The sequence below is a fragment of the Pseudomonas borbori genome, from assembly GCF_900115555.1.
In the GTDB taxonomy this organism is placed as follows: domain Bacteria; phylum Pseudomonadota; class Gammaproteobacteria; order Pseudomonadales; family Pseudomonadaceae; genus Aquipseudomonas; species Aquipseudomonas borbori.
On record NZ_FOWX01000049.1, the window covers coordinates 1 to 17108 of the forward strand.

The 17108-nt window shown below is 55.3% G+C and carries 16 protein-coding genes and 1 pseudogene; 9 read left to right on the top strand and 8 right to left on the bottom strand.

The annotated features are described in order from the left end of the window. The 4 genes and pseudogenes from tnpB to BM315_RS22435 all read right to left on the bottom strand — a co-directional run. Nucleotides 1-256: IS66 family insertion sequence element accessory protein TnpB (gene tnpB / locus BM315_RS24505; protein ID WP_141124007.1), on the bottom strand; the 256-nt coding region annotated here is incomplete at its 3' end. Continuing rightward, nucleotides 253-585: an IS66-like element accessory protein TnpA gene (gene tnpA, locus BM315_RS22425; RefSeq protein ID WP_090505717.1), complete on the bottom strand. Its 333-nt coding sequence runs from the start codon at nucleotides 583-585 to the stop codon at nucleotides 253-255. The genes tnpA and tnpB, both read right to left, overlap by 4 nt. A gap of 100 nt (nucleotides 586-685) precedes the next feature. Further along, nucleotides 686-2191, bottom strand: a pseudogene (locus tag BM315_RS22430) (DEAD/DEAH box helicase); the annotation flags it as partial. A gap of 368 nt (nucleotides 2192-2559) precedes the next feature. Then, nucleotides 2560-3267: a succinate dehydrogenase iron-sulfur subunit gene (locus tag BM315_RS22435; protein WP_090505722.1), complete on the bottom strand. Its 708-nt coding sequence runs from the start codon at nucleotides 3265-3267 to the stop codon at nucleotides 2560-2562. A 407-nt stretch (nucleotides 3268-3674) separates the two neighbouring features. Between BM315_RS22435 and BM315_RS22440 the strand changes: the two genes are divergently transcribed. Together BM315_RS22440 and BM315_RS22445 are read left to right on the top strand one after the other, a co-directional pair. Continuing rightward, a complete protein-coding gene (locus tag BM315_RS22440) occupies nucleotides 3675-4088 on the top strand; it encodes a MarR family winged helix-turn-helix transcriptional regulator (RefSeq protein WP_090505751.1) in 414 nt (137 codons plus the stop codon). Between the two features lie 236 nt (nucleotides 4089-4324). Further along, nucleotides 4325-5353 carry a cytochrome P450 gene (locus BM315_RS22445; RefSeq protein ID WP_244527360.1) on the top strand — a complete coding sequence of 343 codons (1029 nt, stop codon included), beginning with the start codon at nucleotides 4325-4327 and terminating at the stop codon, nucleotides 5351-5353. 54 nt (nucleotides 5354-5407) lie between these two features. Here the strand turns inward: BM315_RS22445 and folE are convergent, their stop codons facing one another. The 3 genes from folE to BM315_RS22460 form a co-directional block, all read right to left on the bottom strand. Further along, nucleotides 5408-5968 (bottom strand): GTP cyclohydrolase I FolE, encoded by a 561-nt coding sequence (gene folE, locus BM315_RS22450; RefSeq protein WP_090505730.1) that lies wholly within the window; start codon nucleotides 5966-5968, stop codon nucleotides 5408-5410. Nucleotides 5969-5989: 21 nt separating this feature from the next. After that, nucleotides 5990-6643, bottom strand: coding sequence for a helix-turn-helix transcriptional regulator (locus BM315_RS22455; protein WP_090505732.1), 654 nt, complete (start codon nucleotides 6641-6643; stop codon nucleotides 5990-5992). Nucleotides 6644-6707: 64 nt separating this feature from the next. Next, nucleotides 6708-7349 (bottom strand): hypothetical protein, encoded by a 642-nt coding sequence (locus BM315_RS22460; protein ID WP_090505735.1) that lies wholly within the window; start codon nucleotides 7347-7349, stop codon nucleotides 6708-6710. A 486-nt stretch (nucleotides 7350-7835) separates the two neighbouring features. Here BM315_RS22460 and ccoN point away from each other — a divergent pair, with 486 nt between their 5' ends. From ccoN to BM315_RS22480, 5 genes are all read left to right on the top strand, one after another. Beyond that, complete coding sequence (ccoN, locus tag BM315_RS22465) at nucleotides 7836-9272, top strand: cytochrome-c oxidase, cbb3-type subunit I (protein ID WP_090505737.1); 1437 nt, start codon at nucleotides 7836-7838, stop codon at nucleotides 9270-9272. Between the two features lie 5 nt (nucleotides 9273-9277). After that, nucleotides 9278-9661: a hypothetical protein gene (locus BM315_RS24875; protein ID WP_212632994.1), complete on the top strand. Its 384-nt coding sequence runs from the start codon at nucleotides 9278-9280 to the stop codon at nucleotides 9659-9661. After that, nucleotides 9639-10400: a metallophosphoesterase gene (locus BM315_RS22470; RefSeq protein WP_090505739.1), complete on the top strand. Its 762-nt coding sequence runs from the start codon at nucleotides 9639-9641 to the stop codon at nucleotides 10398-10400. The genes BM315_RS24875 and BM315_RS22470 overlap by 23 nt, the downstream gene beginning before the upstream one ends. A gap of 90 nt (nucleotides 10401-10490) precedes the next feature. Then, on the top strand, nucleotides 10491-10826 hold the full coding sequence (locus BM315_RS22475) for a hypothetical protein (protein WP_090505741.1): 336 nt from the start codon (nucleotides 10491-10493) through the stop codon (nucleotides 10824-10826). Between the two features lie 577 nt (nucleotides 10827-11403). Next, on the top strand, nucleotides 11404-12543 hold the full coding sequence (locus BM315_RS22480; protein WP_090505743.1) for an HPP family protein: 1140 nt from the start codon (nucleotides 11404-11406) through the stop codon (nucleotides 12541-12543). A gap of 67 nt (nucleotides 12544-12610) precedes the next feature. Here BM315_RS22480 and BM315_RS22485 read toward each other — a convergent pair whose 3' ends face one another. Next, complete coding sequence (locus BM315_RS22485; RefSeq protein ID WP_090505745.1) at nucleotides 12611-13471, bottom strand: LysR family transcriptional regulator; 861 nt, start codon at nucleotides 13469-13471, stop codon at nucleotides 12611-12613. Between the two features lie 1631 nt (nucleotides 13472-15102). On the opposite strand from BM315_RS22485, the gene BM315_RS22500 reads away from it, so the two are divergent. Together BM315_RS22500 and BM315_RS22505 are read left to right on the top strand one after the other, a co-directional pair. Beyond that, nucleotides 15103-16488, top strand: coding sequence for a tyrosine-type recombinase/integrase (locus tag BM315_RS22500; protein ID WP_090505749.1), 1386 nt, complete (start codon nucleotides 15103-15105; stop codon nucleotides 16486-16488). A 357-nt stretch (nucleotides 16489-16845) separates the two neighbouring features. After that, nucleotides 16846-17108 (top strand): transposase (locus BM315_RS22505; RefSeq protein WP_141124008.1); only part of this gene is annotated, 263 nt, incomplete at its 3' end.

Genomic DNA, 17108 nt, shown 5'->3' on the forward strand with positions numbered 1-17108 from the left:
CCAACGCTATCTCGCAACCATGGCGAATGCCTGGCCAGTGAAACTTGCCTTGGTTTAACCGGCGCGCCGCCAACCAGACGCCAAACCCGTCGTGCACCAGCACTTTCATGCGCGTGGCGCGGCGATTGGCAAACAAGTAAGCGCAGTGCGGCTTCGCCGCACCGAACACCGCCACCACTCGCGCCAACGCGGTTTCGGTGCCGGCGCGCATGTCCAAGGGCTCTGTGGCGAGCCAGATGGAATCGATGCGGATCATCGCAGCAGGTCTCGCAGGAACGCGGAACACGCTGCTGCATTTTCTGTAGGCCAACTCACAACGACCACGCCTTTTAAATGAGGCACTTCGATTCGTATCGTGGCAGGCATGGCCTGAGGGATCGGCGACGGAGTTGATCCCTTGACCGGAATGAAGGCGGTTTGGAGGGCCATGGTTTTCTGCGCATGCAGCCGGATCCATTTATGAACAAGGTTGGCGTTGAGGTTGTGGCTCAGTGCGACACTCGCAATCGAGGTGTCAGACTGTGCGCACTCGGCAATGACCTGGGCCTTGAATGACTTGGAATAGCTGCGGCGTTCTTGTTGCATGAGCGTCCTCTTAAAAAGGCTAAAAATGGTGTCCACTTAAAATCAGGTGGACACCATCGCCTTAGACGACGCTGTCAGGTAGGTGTGTTGGCCGGACGCTTACGTTGGTGCGCTCAGGTGTGCCAATAAATGCGGTAAATGTAACGTCCAACTCTTCCTTGAAATGTTTGCGAATATCGTCCAATACATCCTGCTTGGCTGTGGCGGTAAAGCAGCCAATCGGTGCTATAGGTGCGTCGGCACTGAACTCGCGAATAAAGCGCGCGGCATATAGGTAGTCAGGGCGAAAATCGTTGCCCCATTTGGATAGGCAGTGAGCTTCATCGAATATCCAGGCGCCGATCTGACGATTGGCGATGGCCTTGCGGAAAGTCTTATTGCGAAACTGCTCTGGCGACACTAGGAGAATACCAATATCGCCCATCTGGATTTTTTCCAGCACATCGGCGCGTTCAGGCATCGTCAGCAGACCATTGAGCGCCGCTGCGCATTGCACATTGCTGGCGAGCAGACCGTCGACCTGATCTTTCATCAGCGACTGTAACGGCGAGATGATGATCGTCAGGCTACCGTTGCGATGATAGCGGTTCAGCGCAGGCAATTGATAACAGATGGACTTGCCGCCGCCGGTAGCGAGTACCGCCAATACCGATTTGCCCTGCATGCCAGCCAGAACGATGTCGTACTGTGCGCTTTTGCCGTCGGCTTCGTAACGATAATCATCGAAATTGAAGTAGTGTTTCAGCTCTAGACGAGGATCGTGAACGCTTTGGCAGTACTGACAGCTCTTGTCGGTGCAGGGAGCGTCGCGAAGTTCTGAGATCAGTCGGCTTACCGCTGGGAACTGATAGCGAACCCAGGGGGCAAGCACAGAGTTACCACCAGATACCCGCAGCCATGCCAGAGCATAGGCAATTGGCCAGCTCAAGTCGGCTAGGCTCAGGTCTTGTTCAATAAGCTTCGTAAGCCGTGTGCGGCAGACTTTCAAGTCTCGCTTTAGCGCAGGATCTGTCTCTTGTAGTAGTGCTGGGAGCATCTCGTGCAACTTGGACAGCGCTATTGGCGGCTGGCCGCTCATGGCCAGAAAAAAATTACCCAGACCGGTCCCGATTTGCGGTGCGGTGAGGGCTTGATAACACAGCAGTTCGTTTGGCTGATTTTCAGCCAGTCGAGTAAAGGCTTGGTGCTGGTCTTGAAATAAAGTCAGCGTCGAGCGGCAATCAGCCAGCGGCGAGTTCAGGCTGTCGCGGATCAGCTTGTAGTCTTTGATCAAGCGGTGGTAAGGGTTCTGCGGGAAGGCCAGTGGCGATAAGCGTAGGGTGTCGATCACAGGCAGTGTTAGCAGCTTTAGATGGGGGGCGGCGACTCGAAGCAAAGGCAGGTCATGGGCGAGCAGGTTATGCCCCAGTAGAAAGCTGGCACCCTCAGCCATTTGATCCAGTCGTTCCAGCGTCGCAGAAAGATTTTTGTCGGTGCTTAATTCGAGCTCTTCACCAGTATCCGGCCGCAAAGCTCCAATCTTAAAAATCTTGGCCGGTTGATTCGATTGTTCTGGCACTACCTCAAGGTCGAATACCAAACACTTGGGCTGAGGAAGCTGCGCCATGTACTACACGCCCCTGAAGTAAGTCCTACAAAAGCAGGGACTTTAACCTATCAGTGACGACGGTGGGAGCGTCATAGTCGCGCAGACTGTTTTCAATGAATTAGTTCGGAGGCGCTAGCCTTGAGTCATACGTATACGTTATACAATTTAACATAATATACATTATGCGAAGCCATAGGCGATTAGCGCGACGGTGAACACCGCCAGGATTAGCTAAATGTGCGTAGACACAGGTAAAGATGAAACAGCCAGAAAATCAGATGGTTAGCAAGAAAACCGCAGTCTGCTGAAATCATTTGGCGGGCCGCGTTACCTGGCCCGTCATATGCTCATTTCCCCTGTGGCGAGTGCGCGGCCAATCCAGCCTTCTAGGTGGATTTTCGCAACAGCTCCTGGCGAATCTTTCCAATGGCACCCATGGGGTTGAGTCCCTTTGGACAGACCCATGAGCAGTTGCCGATGCTGCGGCAACGAAACAGGCTGAAAGGATCTTCCAGCCGCTCGAGCCGTTCCGTCGTGGCCTGGTCGCGACTGTCGGTGATGAAACGCCAAGCCTGTAGCAACCCGGCTGGACCGACGTACTTCTCCGGGTTCCACCACCAGGACGGACATTGCGAGGAACAGCAGCCGCAGAGGATGCACTCATACAGCCCGTCGAGCCTTGCGCGCTCTTCGGGGGACTGGAGGCGCTCGATGGCCGGTGCCGGATCATAGTTGATCAGCCATGGCTTGATGCTCTGGTATTGCCGAAAGAAGAGACTCTGATCGACTACCAGGTCGCGGATGACCGGCATGCCGGGCAAAGGTCTGATGATCAGGTTGCTAGCCGTGCCCAGCGCCTCCGAAACCGGTGTGATGCAGGCCAGTCTGTTCTTGCCGTTGATGTTCATGCCATCCGAGCCGCAAACCCCCTCCCGACAGGAGCGCCGGTAGACCAGCGTAGGGTCGGCCTCATGCAGGAATTCCAGCGCGTCCAGCACCATTCGTGCACGAAATTCCTCGGGTAACGACAACGACTGCATCCAGGGCTGCCGCTCCTGTTCCGGGTGATAGCGATAGACCTGTACATCAATCATGGTGTGCTGCTCCTGCGGTCATTGCCGTGAAAGAGGACAGCGCTTCTACCCGGCAAGCGCGCGGTGATCGCATCCGCTCGCCCAGGAAAACTCACTCGCGTGAAGCATAGACGCTGATGAAGGGGCCGAGCCGCATCCGGCGCCGGTTTACGAAGGAGACTTGCTGAAGCGCTGCCTGCTGCCTGTCATCAATGCCTGGTTCGGCTCGGTTGATAGCCGCCCTGTCGGCTGCAAGACCAATAGTGGAGACTCGAAAAAATGACCACCTCCCCTCCCTAGCTAGCGTTCAGCAGCAGAGAAGCGAGCGGGTCAATGACCTGTCCGCTCGGCAGGCTCGTAAAATATATCGTAATACGATATATATCGTGCACAATGCTCTGCAAAGGTCAACGAGGGAATTCGACGCCTTGGACAAATCCGATTACCAGCGCCTGGCACACTTTCGTCATCGCTTGCGGCGGTTCCTGCGCAACAGCGAACTGCTGTGCCAGGTGAATGGCGCGACTGCACTGCAGTACCAGCTTCTGCTGCAGATTCGCGGTGCTTCGACGTGCGATTGGGCCACTGTTGGAGAACTCGCAGAACACCTGCAGTCCAAGCACCACAGCGTGGTGGCATTGATCGACCGTTGCGAAATCATGGGACTGGTTGAGCGAAGGCCTGGCCGGGAAGACAGACGCCAGGTCGAGGTGCACCTGTTACCTGCCGGCGAAGAGTTGCTGGCTCGTATCGCCGCCCTGCACCAGGAGGAAGTGAAGTTGCTGCGCGAGGAGTTAAGCCTTCCGGGTTGGGAGATTAAGCCCCTCACTGCAGCCGATTGAGGGGCTGCGTGCTTCGCTTGCAACACCTATCAGAGCCTGAGCCAGGACGTTTTTGGCTCAATCAATGATCAACGAGACCAGGAGTAGCTATGGACAAGAATTCACCCCCTGATTGGGACCCAAGGTCTGAGGCCGTACTCAATGATCAGATGACAACCTACGATGACATGCGCCACCGTTGTCCGGTCGCACACAGTCGGTATGGCTATACCTCTTTGTTCAGGCATGAGGATGTAATGCGCGTTCTGAAGGATCATGAAACCTTCAGTAGCGCTGTCTCGCGCTTTCCCTCGGTTCCCAACGGCATGGATCCGCCCGAACACACGGTGTACCGACGTCTCATCGAACCATACTTCAGCCCAGAGCATATGAACGCCTTTGCACCGACGTGCCGTGATGTAGCAGTTCGCCTGGTGCAGGCGTTACCGGGTGAAGGCACGACTGAACTGATGGGTGACTTTGCCCAGATCTTCGCGTTGCAGATCCAGTGTGCTTGGCTGGGCTGGCCGGCCGATCTGCATGAGCCGCTGCGCCTATGGACACTGAAGAATCACGCAGCCACCCTGGCCAGAGACGAAGCCGCCCTGAGCGCCGTGGCCCTTGAGTTTGACGGCTACATCAAGGATCTGCTGGCTGTACGTCGTACGGACGACAATGCTGCGCCGGACGACATAACCACCAGCCTGCTACGCAATCAATCCCTGGGCAGATCTCTGACAGACGACGAAATCGTCAGCATTCTGCGAAACTGGACGGTCGGCGAGCTCGCAACCATTTCCGCCTCGATCGGTATTCTCACGCATTACCTGGCTGCCAACTCCGGGCTTCAGCAGCAATTACGCGAGCACCCTGCACTATTACCTGCCGCCATCGATGAAATACTGCGCATTCACGCACCGCTCGTCATGAACCGCCGGGTTACCACGAAACAGGTCACGCTGGGCGGGCGCACGCTAGCCAAGGGTTCGCGTCTCGCTCTCGTCTGGGCGTCGGCCAACCGCGACGAAGCGGTCTTCGGGAATCCCGATGAGTTCCGCCTCGATCGCGATCCCGAACTGAACCTGCTATACGGTGCCGGCATTCATGTCTGCCCCGGTGCGCCGCTTGCCAGACTGGAGCTGCGGATCGTGATGGAAGAACTCCTTGGACGCACCAGCCAGATTGCACTGGTGTCGGATAGAGAACCGGTGAAGGCATTCTTCCCGGCCAGCGGCTTTTCTGCCCTCCCCTTGCAGATTCAGAAACCTTCCTCCCGGGCCCTGTAAGCCTGACCAGTCCCGGGATCCGATGGTTTCGGGGCTGGCCTTTAATGGGCGTGTTCAATGGCTGCGCCCAATCAGTTGCAGAAATTCGTGTCGGGTATTGCTCGACTCGCGGAAAACACCGAGCATCACCGAGGTGCTCATCACCGAGTTCTGCTTCTCGACCCCGCGCATCATCATGCACATGTGTTTGGCCTCGATCACCACGGCGACACCGGCGGCGTTGGTGACCTGCTGCACGGCTTCGGCGATCTGCCGGGTGAGGTTTTCCTGGATTTGCAGGCGGCGGGCGTACATATCGACGATCCGCGCCACCTTCGACAGACCGAGCACCTTGCCGGTGGGGATGTAGGCCACATGCGCCTTGCCGATAAAGGGCAGCAAATGGTGCTCGCACAGGGAATAGAGCTCGACGTCCTTGACGATGACCATTTCGTCATTGTCGGAGGCGAACAGTGCGCCGTTGACCACTTCTTCCAGGCTTTTCTGGTAGCCGTGACACAGGTATTGCATGGCCTTGGCCGCGCGCTTGGGGGTATCCAGCAGACCTTCGCGTTCGGGATCCTCACCCACGCCAATCAGGATTTCACGAAAAAAGCTGGGCAATTCTTGGCTCATTGAGAATCCTTCATGGCGCCACTACTTGCGCGAGTTGCGCGAGCGGTCGAGGTTAAGGTTAGGAGGGTTAGCGCTTAAACGGAAACGGCAGACCTTGCCCTCGCGTACCATACATTCGATATGCTGCACATCACCCTCGCCGAGGGCGCCGATCAAGGCAAGATCGAGTTCGCATACTTCAGGGTGAGACTCGGCCAGATGGTGGAACACGCAGTTATGCGCCACGATCTCTTTTTCGCCCGAGGAGCGGAAAAACACCTCAGCCTCATAGCCGGCGTGATTCATATGCTCGACGATCTGTTCTTCGCCAACCACCTGTTGCGCCATGCCCGCAGCCAACTTGCGGCCAAGACTACGCATTAACCTGACGAGGTTGTCATGGCCAATCACTTCTGCGACCTCACCGATCAAGAGGTCTGCAAGTAGCTGGTATTGCCTGGGGAACAACTCCCGTCCAGTTGCGGAAAGCAGATACAGTTGCTCGGGACGACGGCCGGTTGGTCGGGTATCTCCACGCACGATTAGGCCATCACGTTCCAGGGCACTAAGATGCTGGCGGATAGCTGTGCGGGTTACAGCCAAATGGCTGGCCAGATTATCAATACTCATACCCGCTGGCTGATACAGCAATGCCGACAGTAGATCTTGCTGGGTACGGCCCATCCCCTGAAACATTCTACGACCTCACCATATCAAAGAATCCACGACCGGGACGCCTAGGCGTCCCGTATCGTCTGGTTCAGAACTTGTCCGGGAACTGCTTGACCAGGGCCGCCGTCAAGGTGTCCGCAAGAACAAGCATGTGTTCACGCATAGCCTGCCAGGTTCTTGCTTCGGCGGCGTAATCCCGATTGCCCAATTGGTCGATCTGAGCGACATGGTGGCCACCGTGAGCGCTGAGCATGGCGACCAAGGTCGTTTCCGGCAAGTTGGGGTTGGCTGTGGCCAGGAAATTGGCAATAGCCTTGGCATTCGTTGTCAACTCCTCAACCGCAGTGTTCTTGCCTTGGGCTTGCCCTGCTACAGCCGCATCACTGTAGTGCTTCACCGCCCCCCAGTGTTCAGCTAGCAACTTGAGCAATTGGTCTGCCGCCGGCTGGCCATATAAGGGCGCAAGGCTATTGGCAATGGAAGCAGCATTGGCTGCTACCTCAGCGGCAGCAGTGCCGGCTTGCTTACCCTCACCCTGCTGATTTGCGATGGCATAGCTCCTCACCCAGAAGACATGCTCTACCCACAGATCCCTGAGCGCCAGACGTGTGTTAAGTGCGGCAGATTCGGTACCAGTAACAGCCATGGTATGCCTCGCTTCCGCCTGCTGACTCCACACGGGCTGGGAGCACAGCGTAATGAGCAACATAAGCAGTGTCTTGATATTCATGGCTTGATCCTCTGCGTGTGAATTTCCAGACAATAATATAAACGACATAAAAATATGTCAATAGGTAAAAAATAAACACTCTCGCCCTCAGCGAGAATAGTAAAGCTATGATTTATAAGGATTTATCAAGGATTTCAGCGATGCCGCGGGGCCATCTGGCTAGCGTTCGCCAGGCAATCGCCGGTCCAGCTGTAGGTCTGCTGCACTGTGGCATTCATTCCGCCGGAGTCAGACACGGCCACCTCGAATTGCCACAAGAGTAAAAAGCCACGCCTACATCAATAAAAATGTATTTAACTATCATTAATATGACTTTGTCATTAGCTTGATTGGACAGCACACTTGTCATCTCCTGGTTTCGCCATGCAACGCTTAACCGTGAAACCCGGCCAGAACTGAGAGGCTGTCCACGCAAAGAGAACGCTTGTCGATTCGAAATGTGAAGAAAGGCCGGATATACGATTCCTTTTGCGTAATGGACCACTTATGGCAAATGCTATCGCTCCGAATACCCATTGCGTCTACAACTATGATGTTGTACGCCAATTCACATTGATGACCCTGGTCTGGGGCATTGTCGGGATGGGCATGGGCGTATTCATTGCCGCCCAACTGGTTTGGCCGGCGCTGAACTTCGACCTTCCCTGGACTAGCTTTGGTCGTTTGCGGCCGATCCATACCAATATTGTGATCTTCGCCTTTGGCGGCGGCGCACTGTTCGCCACTTCGCTCTATGTGGTACAGCGCACTTGTCGCGTCAGCCTGATTTCCAATCGATTAGCCAGCTTTGTATTCTGGGGGTGGCAGGCTGCTGTCATAGCTATTCTGCTCAGTTATCCCTTGGGCTACACGACATCGAAGGAATATGCCGAGATGGAGTGGCCAATTGCCTTATGGGTGACCGTTGTCTGGATTGCTTACTGCTATCTATTCTTCGGCACAATTGCCCGGCGCAACGTCAAACACATCTACGTCGGAAACTGGTTCTATGGGGCCTTTATCATCGTCACTGCGATGGTGCACGTAGTTAATCACCTGGCGATACCGGTATCACTGATGAAGTCCTACCCGCTCTACTCGGGCACTACTGACGCCATGATTCAATGGTGGTACGGGCATAGTGTGGTGGGCTTCATTCTTTCGGTGGGTTTTCTCGGCATGATGTATTACTTTGTGCCGAAGCAGGCGAATCGGCCGATCTACTCCTACCGTCTATCCATCGTGCACTTTTGGGCGATCATTGCCTTGTATATCTGGGCCGGCCCACATCATCTGCACTACACCGCCCTGCCAGATTGGGCGCAGACGATCGGCATGGTCATGTCGATCATCCTTCTGGCTCCCAGTTGGGGCGGAATGATCAACGGCATGATGACTCTATCTGGCGCTTGGCATAAGTTGCGCGACGATCCAATTCTACGCTTTCTGGTAGTTTCCCTGGCCTTCTACGGCATGTCCACATTTGAAGGGCCAATGATGGCAATCAAGACCGTGAATTCGCTGTCCCATTACACCGACTGGACTATCGGCCATGTGCATGCCGGCGCACTTGGCTGGGTGGCCATGATCAGCATCGGCACCTTGTATCACATGATTCCGAAACTCTATGGGCGCGAACAAATGCACAGCATCAGGTTAATCAATGCACATTTCTGGCTGTCCACTATCGGAACTGTTCTATATATCGCGGCAATGTGGGTCAACGGCATCACACAAGGGCTGATGTGGCGCGCAGTCAATGATGACGGCACGCTCACCTACTCTTTTGTCGAATCACTGGAAGCGAGCCACTCGGGCTATGTCGTTCGCCTTGTTGGTGGTGCGATTTTCGCCAGCGGGATGTTGCTGATGGCCTACAATACCTGGCGCACCGTCAGGGGCCGTGTAAACGAAATCCCTGTATCAATAGTCGCGCGGGCCTAAGTGAGATGAACACACCGGTCCTTATGTCGGGAGTCTTGATATTTTGGCTGGGCATTTACTGGAGCCTGCAAGGACTCGCAAAAATTGAATGGGCGCAGGTTTCTCTCCTGCCTGTCGCGGATGACCCGAGTGCAGCGAGACGCATGCGCGAATCTACAGGACGGCACTGCGATCCGGTGGCCAGGCCGGCACTTGAACAGGCGAAGAGTTTGATAGTGACCGACTTGCCGCCTGAGCGACCCACAGCCTTTTTCCGTATCCTCTATCCATGGATGGATGCTCCCCGTGTCCGTATTGGACACACTCCGGAACTCACTGTTTTGTTTGTGAGTTCCTCTTTTAATTTATCGAAACAGCAGAAATTTTATGAAACTGGCTATTCTATCTGATTTGCACCTGTCCGTCGCAGGGATGGAAGAGCCCAATACAGACTGCGACGTTGTGATTCTAGCCGGTGATTTAGGACGACCGCAGCAGGCCATCAGATGGGCCAAGCAGTTCTCGCAACCGGTGATTTTCATTCCTGGCAACCATGAGTTTTATGGTGCCAGCTTGACCACTACACTGACGGACTTGAAGCAAGCCGCGCACGACAGCAATGTGCATGTACTCGAGCGAGAGGAAGTCTGTATTGACGGAGTACGCTTTCTCGGCTGTACACTTTGGACCGACTTTCGTTTATTTGCAACCGAGAGCGAGACGGCCGCTGCCATTACCGAAGCGCATCGGACGATCAGAGACTTTAGTCGAATTACGCTATCTGATGACTCGCCCACCTGTTTCAGTCCCGCACACTCAAGTCAAATATTCAATCAGTCGGTCGATTGGCTAACGGACAGGTTTTCCAAGAAATTTAACGGTAGCACTGTCGTAATTACCCACCATGCGCCCTCACCGAGTAGTATTAATCCAAAATACACGGGCTCGCTGTTGAATGCCTGTTTTGTGTCTAATCTCGACGATCAGATCGTTCAATGGTCGCCGACGTTGTGGGTTCACGGCCACACCCATAACAGTTGTGACTATCAAATAGGCAATACACGAATCCTGAGCAACCCCCGTGGTTATGCGCGTGAGGGAATTCCAGAAAACATGGCGTTTAACCCATTTTTAACCATTCAGGTGTGAGCGCTGCGTGCAGCAAGCGTACTAAGGCGCTACCATTTCAAGAGACAGCTAATAGCTAGTCCGGCAGATATTTTTCAAGGAGGTATATTGATGACCAGCAAATTTCTTTCCCCGGATACACGCGGTCATACGCCGTTATGGATCGTTTTCTGGATATATGGCGTGCTCGCCAGTCAAGTTTATTTTGGTTCGATTCTCTATTTTTACCGCGCGCTGGGGACATTGACATTAGGTGCGTTGCTGGCAGGCTTCATTTTATACACCGCCTGGATCATGCGCTCAGTGTGGGTGAACGCGTTCAATGTCGGCAACGAGACATACGGCCACGTTGCGCGCTACCTCACAGTCGCCTGGGCTGTCAATGCCGTGCTCGTATCTGGATTCCTGTTTCTCGGGCACATTGGAATGGTCTCGATGCCCATCTAATCCAGCAGTAGCCTCCCCCGCAAACATGCGGGGAATTATCCGGCCGGGCAGTTACTCCAAGCCGCAGAGCCGGTCTATTCCGGGCAGCAAGTTATGTTCTTCTTCGCCGCCGCAGTCGGTAATCCGCCTCGTATTGATGTGACATGCTCAAGTTGTAGTGGTGCATCAGACAGGCAATGGCTGCCTGGCTATTATTTGATATTTATCTGCCAACTCAATCGGGTAGGTGGGTCATGCGCGGAACGATAGAGTGATGAGACATCAGATTGGTATAAATGATATTGCACGATAGAAGCAGCACTATTCATTAGCGTTAACTAATCCGCCCCGCCAAAATGCTCGGGTGCACAGCCCAACGCGACCCGCCTGGAATGTCGACATGAATCGGTACCCTCATGGATTTCGCCTGCCCCAAGGGTGGCGTAGTGCAGGCGGGATGCCCTCCTTCACCGTCGTCCGGGATGAGTGTCGGCCAATCTTTCTGTCGCATTGCCCTTGCCTTGCCTGTGGCCGCCACTTTTTTTTTGCCAAGCACTGGACTCTTTATTTACAACCATACGGAGACTAAGCAAGAACAATGCACGAACACTTTCTCGATTGGTTCAGAATTCTGGCCCCCGCCCAGCCCAACTTTCACCCGAGAGAGTGGCTGCGTGCCGCCATCGGGGTTGGTATCGTCATGTCGCTGACGGTTTCGCTCGGTGTCTGGCTGTTCGGAGCCTTGGTCACGCTGCATATCGTCGGCCCTACGTGCGCCTCGGCGGTATTGCTGTTCGCCACCTCGTCCAGCCCGTTCGCCCAACCATGGTCGGTTCTCGCCGGTAATATGTTTGCCACCCTGATAGGGGTCAGTGTTGGCCTTAGTGGGCTGGATACTCCACCTGCCACGGTGCTGGCTGCCGGCCTCGCACTGGTCTGCCTGTTGACGTTGCGCTGCCTGCATCCCCCAGGTTGTGCCTTGGCCGTAGTGGCCGTGAGTGGAGGTGCGAGTGTCGCAGATATGGGTTACAGACTGCTTTGGCCGGTGGCAATCAACTCGTTGCTTTTGTTGGCGATAGCCCTGATCTATAACAATCTCACCGGCCATGTATACCCGAAATCGCGGCGGCCCAGAGAAAATAGCCATAACACCCGAGATCCACTGCCGGGAGATCGCATGAGTTTCACCCGGGACGACGTGGATCAGGCGCTCAAGGAATTCGGCGAGTATGTCGACGTCACTAATGACGATCTCGAACAGTTGATCAGGCAAACTGAGAAGTATGCCTTGCGCCGCAGCATGGGTGAGATTAGTGCGGCAGACATCATGTCCCGCGATCTCCGCTATGCCACTCCCGGCACTTTTATCGAACAGGCCTGGCAGATTCTCAAGGAGCACCGCTTGCGTTCGTTGCCCGTCGTGGAGGAAGGTGGCGGCAAGCTGGTCGGTATCATCACCTTGGTCGACCTACTCAAACAGTTCCAGCCCAGTCAGGCACGAGTCAATTTTGGCCAGTTGAAGTATCTGCGTGGAACCAAATTGCGCTCGATCATGAGCATGCCGGTAGTTGCCGTGTCGCAGGACGCTCACATGGTCGATTTGGTGTTCATGCTGTCCGACCGCGGGCTGCATTGCTTGCCGGTAGTGGATCAACAAGAGCGGTTGGTCGGCATGATCACGCAAACCGACTTGATCGCCGCGCTGTACCATAATTGGCTTAAGCAACTGCCGGGTTGAGTTGCTGCAGGCCGTTGCGATGATCCTTTGTCACGCCGACTCCGGCGCTATCAGGTGACAGAGTGCTTCACACCTCATAATCCCAGCGCGACCAGTCGAAATTGTCCTGAGCCACCTCGCGCAACAGTTTCAGAGCATTGTGCAGAGCGGGGCTGTCAACTGCCCTGGAATAGACCAGGTAGATCGGGTAGGAGAACTCCGGTGTCTTTTCCACTCGTTTCAGAATGCCTTCATCGAGGTAAGGTTGCACGACGCGGGCGCGCAAATAACCGCGACCGCCGCACTGCAACAGGTATTGCAGGGCAAGTGGCCCAAGGTTAAAGGAGAGGGCGGCGCGGGTATACTCGGGGAGAGCAATATCGTGCAACTTTCGAAAGGTCGGCCCCCAGTCAACATAAACATAGGGATTTGGATTGTTAATCTGTCCTACCTGGATCAGCTTTTCCTCGAGCAGTTGCTCAACCTGCAGGCTCGGCCAGTATTCCGGCTGATGCACCAGGGCTGCGTCGATTAAGCCGAGGTCGAGTTGCTGTTGCAGCAAGCTACCACTGGCGACTTCGCTGCGCACCGCGTGCGTGGGCATGGCTTGGCGCAAACATTGTAGCCAGGCCAGCATCAAGGGATTGCACAGACTCACCTCAGCGCCCAGAGTCAGTAGATTGGCGTAGCTATGCGGCAGAGGTAAATCACGACGTGCTGCTTCCCAGGTCTGCACCAACTGAGTCGCATAGGCGACGAAGCGCTCTCCGTCGGAGGTTAGCCGGGCGCCCGCACGATTGCGCACGAATAGTCGGCAGTTCAGTTGGCTTTCCAGGTTATGGACGCGCGCGGTCACTGCCGTCTGGGTGATATGCAGGCGCTCCGCTGTGGCGATGAAACTGCCGCTGCGAATTATATCCAGAAAGGTACGAGCAAGATCAATGTCCATTGCAGCGCTTAACTTCAATATATTTGCTGATAACCTATATTGCACTGTATCGGATCCAGCTGAAAGCAGGCAGCAGGTGCGCTGCATGCACGAACGACCTGATGACGCTCAAAAACGGGAGAGGAATCATCGGTAGCGTCCTGATTAAGCCTCCCACGGCCGCCTAAATCACTCAGCAGTTGATTGCGGACTCCACGCCCACGTGGATACCCATTCCATGAGCTTCCGGACAGTGATTCCCGGCTGATCCGGGCGCCCGGCAGGAGCGACGCAGGATTTCATTCACTACCACCGGCCTCTTTTCGGAGCGGTGAGATTCGCCTGATTTCACTCCACTGGCGGATAACAATCAACAAATCCGCCCGCGCCGGCTGCCGGCCTCAGTCTGTCGCCTAAGCCTGCTCCTCAAGTCGATGCATCCGCACCTACGATTCCTGACGTTGGATTCGTACGCGCTCTTCACCCTCCTCCACCCAACGCGCCTATGATTGCTGAACGATTTCATCCAACTATCCTGACACGGTGGGAGGATCTCCCTCTCCCTCTTCCCTCCAACTGCCAGTCCATTCCGCTTGGACGCCGTGAAGCGCGCGGGCCCAGGCGACGGCGAGCGCCACCGTCAGATGATCCGCCGTGCTGATCTGGTCAGCGAAACGGGCGAATGATCTGAGCTGCGGTTCATCATTCGTCAGCTTGAGTCCGAGGTCGCGCCGATGCGCCAAATATGCCTCGAAGTGCGACATTCAGGAGATCGGCGTCTTCATGTGCGACTCCCGGGCCAGAGCAATGCGACGGCGCGCAAACCCTCCAAGCCGACACGGGCGTAGGCGCTGGCCGTCTCGATGCCTCGGTGGTGCAGCGGACTTGATCGACGCCCTGCGCACTGCAGACGGGTCGCCGTGGTACGGCGCAGACATGGGTATTGCAGAGCTGATCACGTAAGCCGCAGCGGATAGAGGCGCGATTCATGGAGTTGCGGATGGCTGCCACGCTGAGCGGTATGTCGGCGGACGCGCGGTGGCGCACGAACGGATTGCGGTTAGTCGGTCGTCCCTGACGCAGATAGCGGGCAATCGCCCCGCCGGTGGGCACTGGGAGGGGCAATTTCTGCACGCATTCGCTCTTGCTAGTGCCGAGCGTAAGCGTACTGTTGCGCCAGTCGACCAACTGCAGTGTCAGGTGAGCCACTTCATCGTCACGCAAGCCGAGGTCAAGCAGGTAGCGTGCGACGGCGTAATCATGCAGTTCGACTGGATTTGAGCAATCGAACGCCTTGAGAAATGCCGCCACCTGGGCGTCCGAGAGCGCCTAAGGCTAGGATGAAAAATGCCCCGCAAAAGTCCCTGACACAAAAAAGCCCGATTCTTGAGAAACCGGGCTAAGTCGTTGAAAAATATGGTCGGGACGGAGTGATTCGAACACTCGACCCCTAGCACCCCATGCACTTAATATATGGATTACCATGCATGCTCACGGACGCTAATAGAATCCTTAAACCCTAGTAATTACTGGGCTTTAACGCTACTTTAGCATCCACATCGATCCACCGACGTCCACCAGCAGCCAAGCGATTCGGTGGGGCAAAAGTGGGGCAAAATTCTAAAGTTCCGGAATCAGGCAAGGGGTAGGAAGTGACTAGACTGACAGCGAAGCAGTTGGAGGCACTTACTTCGGCGGATGACGGCAAGACGTTACGCGAGGATGGCGGACTGGTCGCCAAGGTTCGCGCTGGCGTTCGTGGAATCACTGTGCTGTTCCGCTATGAGTTCAAACTGGACGGAACCAAACGCGACCATCGTCTGGGTAGCTGGCCGAAGAAATCTCTCGCCCAGATACGTGCCGAGCGCGACGAGATGAGGGCAACAGTCACCAAGGGAATCGATCCTACTTCTGCCCGAAAGGCCGCCAAGATTGAGGCTCAAGCCGCCATAGCCTCCACCATTGCTGAAGCAGAGCGCCAGGCAGCTGAAAACAAGACAGTAGCCGACCTATTCGAGGAGTGGCTGCACGACGGTGTTTCACGTCAAGATGGGAATGCCGAACTACGCCGCAGCTTCACCAAGGACGTCCTGCCTCTCATCGGCAAGAAGCCTCTACGCAACCTGACCGAAAAAGACCTGCTAGCCGTCCTGCGCTCAATCAAATCCCGCGGACTGAATCGCGCGGTTGTCATTCGGAGCAAAGACATCGGGCAGATGTTGCGTTGGGGTGAGAAAAGGAAGCCATGGCGAACCCTGATGGCCGACGGCAACCCTGCCGACCTGGTGGACGTCAAGAAATTGCTTGATCACGACTATCAGGAGCAACGTGATCGACTGCTGTCCCCTGACGAGATCCTCGAGTTGCGCAACATATTCGCCCGCCTGGCACGTGACTACGATGCCCTCCCCGCCGGTCAGAAGTACTCAGGCATCAGGCCGGTCAACCCAAGAGTTCAGTGTGCTGGCTGGATCTGCCTGAGCACACTCTGCCGTATAGGTGAACTGCTCAAGGCCGAATGGCATCATGTTGACTTGAGCAACGGCACTTGGTTCATTCCAGCAGAAGCTACCAAGGGGCACAAAGGCAAACGCCAAGACCACCACGTGTTCCTGTCTTCGTTTGCGCTTGCTCAGTTCAAACGGTTGCACCAGGAAACGAGACACACGCCTTTCTGCTTTCCCAGTAAAGACGAGCGAAGCCATGTCGACACCAAGACGGTGAGTAAGCTGATCGGTGATCGCCAATGCCGCTTCAAAAATCGTAGCATGCCGCTCGCAGGCCGCCATCACGACGATTCGCTGGTGCTAAGTAAAGGTATAAAGGGAGAGTGGACACCACACGACCTGCGTCGAACTGGCTCTACGATGATGCAGGAACTAGGCGTAACCCTGGAGATCATAGATCGCTGCCAAAACCACCTTCTAGGTGGCTCAAAAGTTCGCAGGCACTATCTCCACCATGATTATGCCAAGGAGAAAACTGAAGCCTGGAGGCTGCTGGGCGAGCGCCTGGAGGCAATACTCGCTGTTTGCTAGGCACTAGGGGCTACGCAAGACAAAGGCACCACGAACCACATAAGCAGACTTAGGCTGCTAACGGCCAAAAGCGGACTGTCATACGCGCACTGCATCTGATTGCTAGATTTGCGTAGTGGAATCCCGCATTCGGCCTACAGCGAACGGATTCAAGAACACGTCAGCAGATGCCGCGCAATTTTCTCCCCAGCCACTTTGCCATCAGGAATTGGCAAAATTGGTCAGACGTGGATCATCTCCTGCCCTAGCACCTACAACCACCCTCCGCCTAACTACTTGAGCCGAGCCGGTATTGTAGTGGTCTACTGATTCCGGACACCCATTTAGGCGAGAATGCTCGCCAGATCGAGGTGTCAGATGACCAAACAACGCCGTTCCTTTTCTGCTGAATTCAAACGCGAGGCTGCCGATCTCGTGCTCAAGCAAGATTACAGCTACATCGAAGCCAGCCGTTCACTCGGCATTGGTGAGTCAGCACTACGCCGCTGGGTCAGCCAGGTGCAGCAGGAGTGCCAAGGCGTTACCCCGCAGAGCAAAGCGCTGACACCGGAACAGCAGAAAATCCAGGAGTTGGAAGCCCGGATTACCCGCCTTGAACGGGAAAAATCGATATTAAAAAA

Bases quoted from the DNA above. Each gene is read 5' to 3' on its own strand.
- tnpA (WP_090505717.1), bottom strand. From the start codon at position 585: ATGCAACAAGAACGCCGCAGCTATTCCAAGTCATTCAAGGCCCAGGTC.
- BM315_RS22435 (WP_090505722.1), bottom strand. From the start codon at position 3,267: ATGATTGATGTACAGGTCTATCGCTATCACCCGGAACAGGAGCGGCAG.
- BM315_RS22445 (WP_244527360.1), top strand. From the start codon at position 4,325: ATGCGCGTTCTGAAGGATCATGAAACCTTCAGTAGCGCTGTCTCGCGC.
- folE (WP_090505730.1), bottom strand. From the start codon at position 5,968: ATGAGCCAAGAATTGCCCAGCTTTTTTCGTGAAATCCTGATTGGCGTG.
- BM315_RS22455 (WP_090505732.1), bottom strand. From the start codon at position 6,643: ATGTTTCAGGGGATGGGCCGTACCCAGCAAGATCTACTGTCGGCATTG.
- BM315_RS22460 (WP_090505735.1), bottom strand. From the start codon at position 7,349: ATGAATATCAAGACACTGCTTATGTTGCTCATTACGCTGTGCTCCCAG.
- ccoN (WP_090505737.1), top strand. From the start codon at position 7,836: ATGGCAAATGCTATCGCTCCGAATACCCATTGCGTCTACAACTATGAT.
- BM315_RS24875 (WP_212632994.1), top strand. From the start codon at position 9,278: ATGAACACACCGGTCCTTATGTCGGGAGTCTTGATATTTTGGCTGGGC.
- BM315_RS22470 (WP_090505739.1), top strand. From the start codon at position 9,639: ATGAAACTGGCTATTCTATCTGATTTGCACCTGTCCGTCGCAGGGATG.
- BM315_RS22475 (WP_090505741.1), top strand. From the start codon at position 10,491: ATGACCAGCAAATTTCTTTCCCCGGATACACGCGGTCATACGCCGTTA.
- BM315_RS22480 (WP_090505743.1), top strand. From the start codon at position 11,404: ATGCACGAACACTTTCTCGATTGGTTCAGAATTCTGGCCCCCGCCCAG.
- BM315_RS22485 (WP_090505745.1), bottom strand. From the start codon at position 13,471: ATGGACATTGATCTTGCTCGTACCTTTCTGGATATAATTCGCAGCGGC.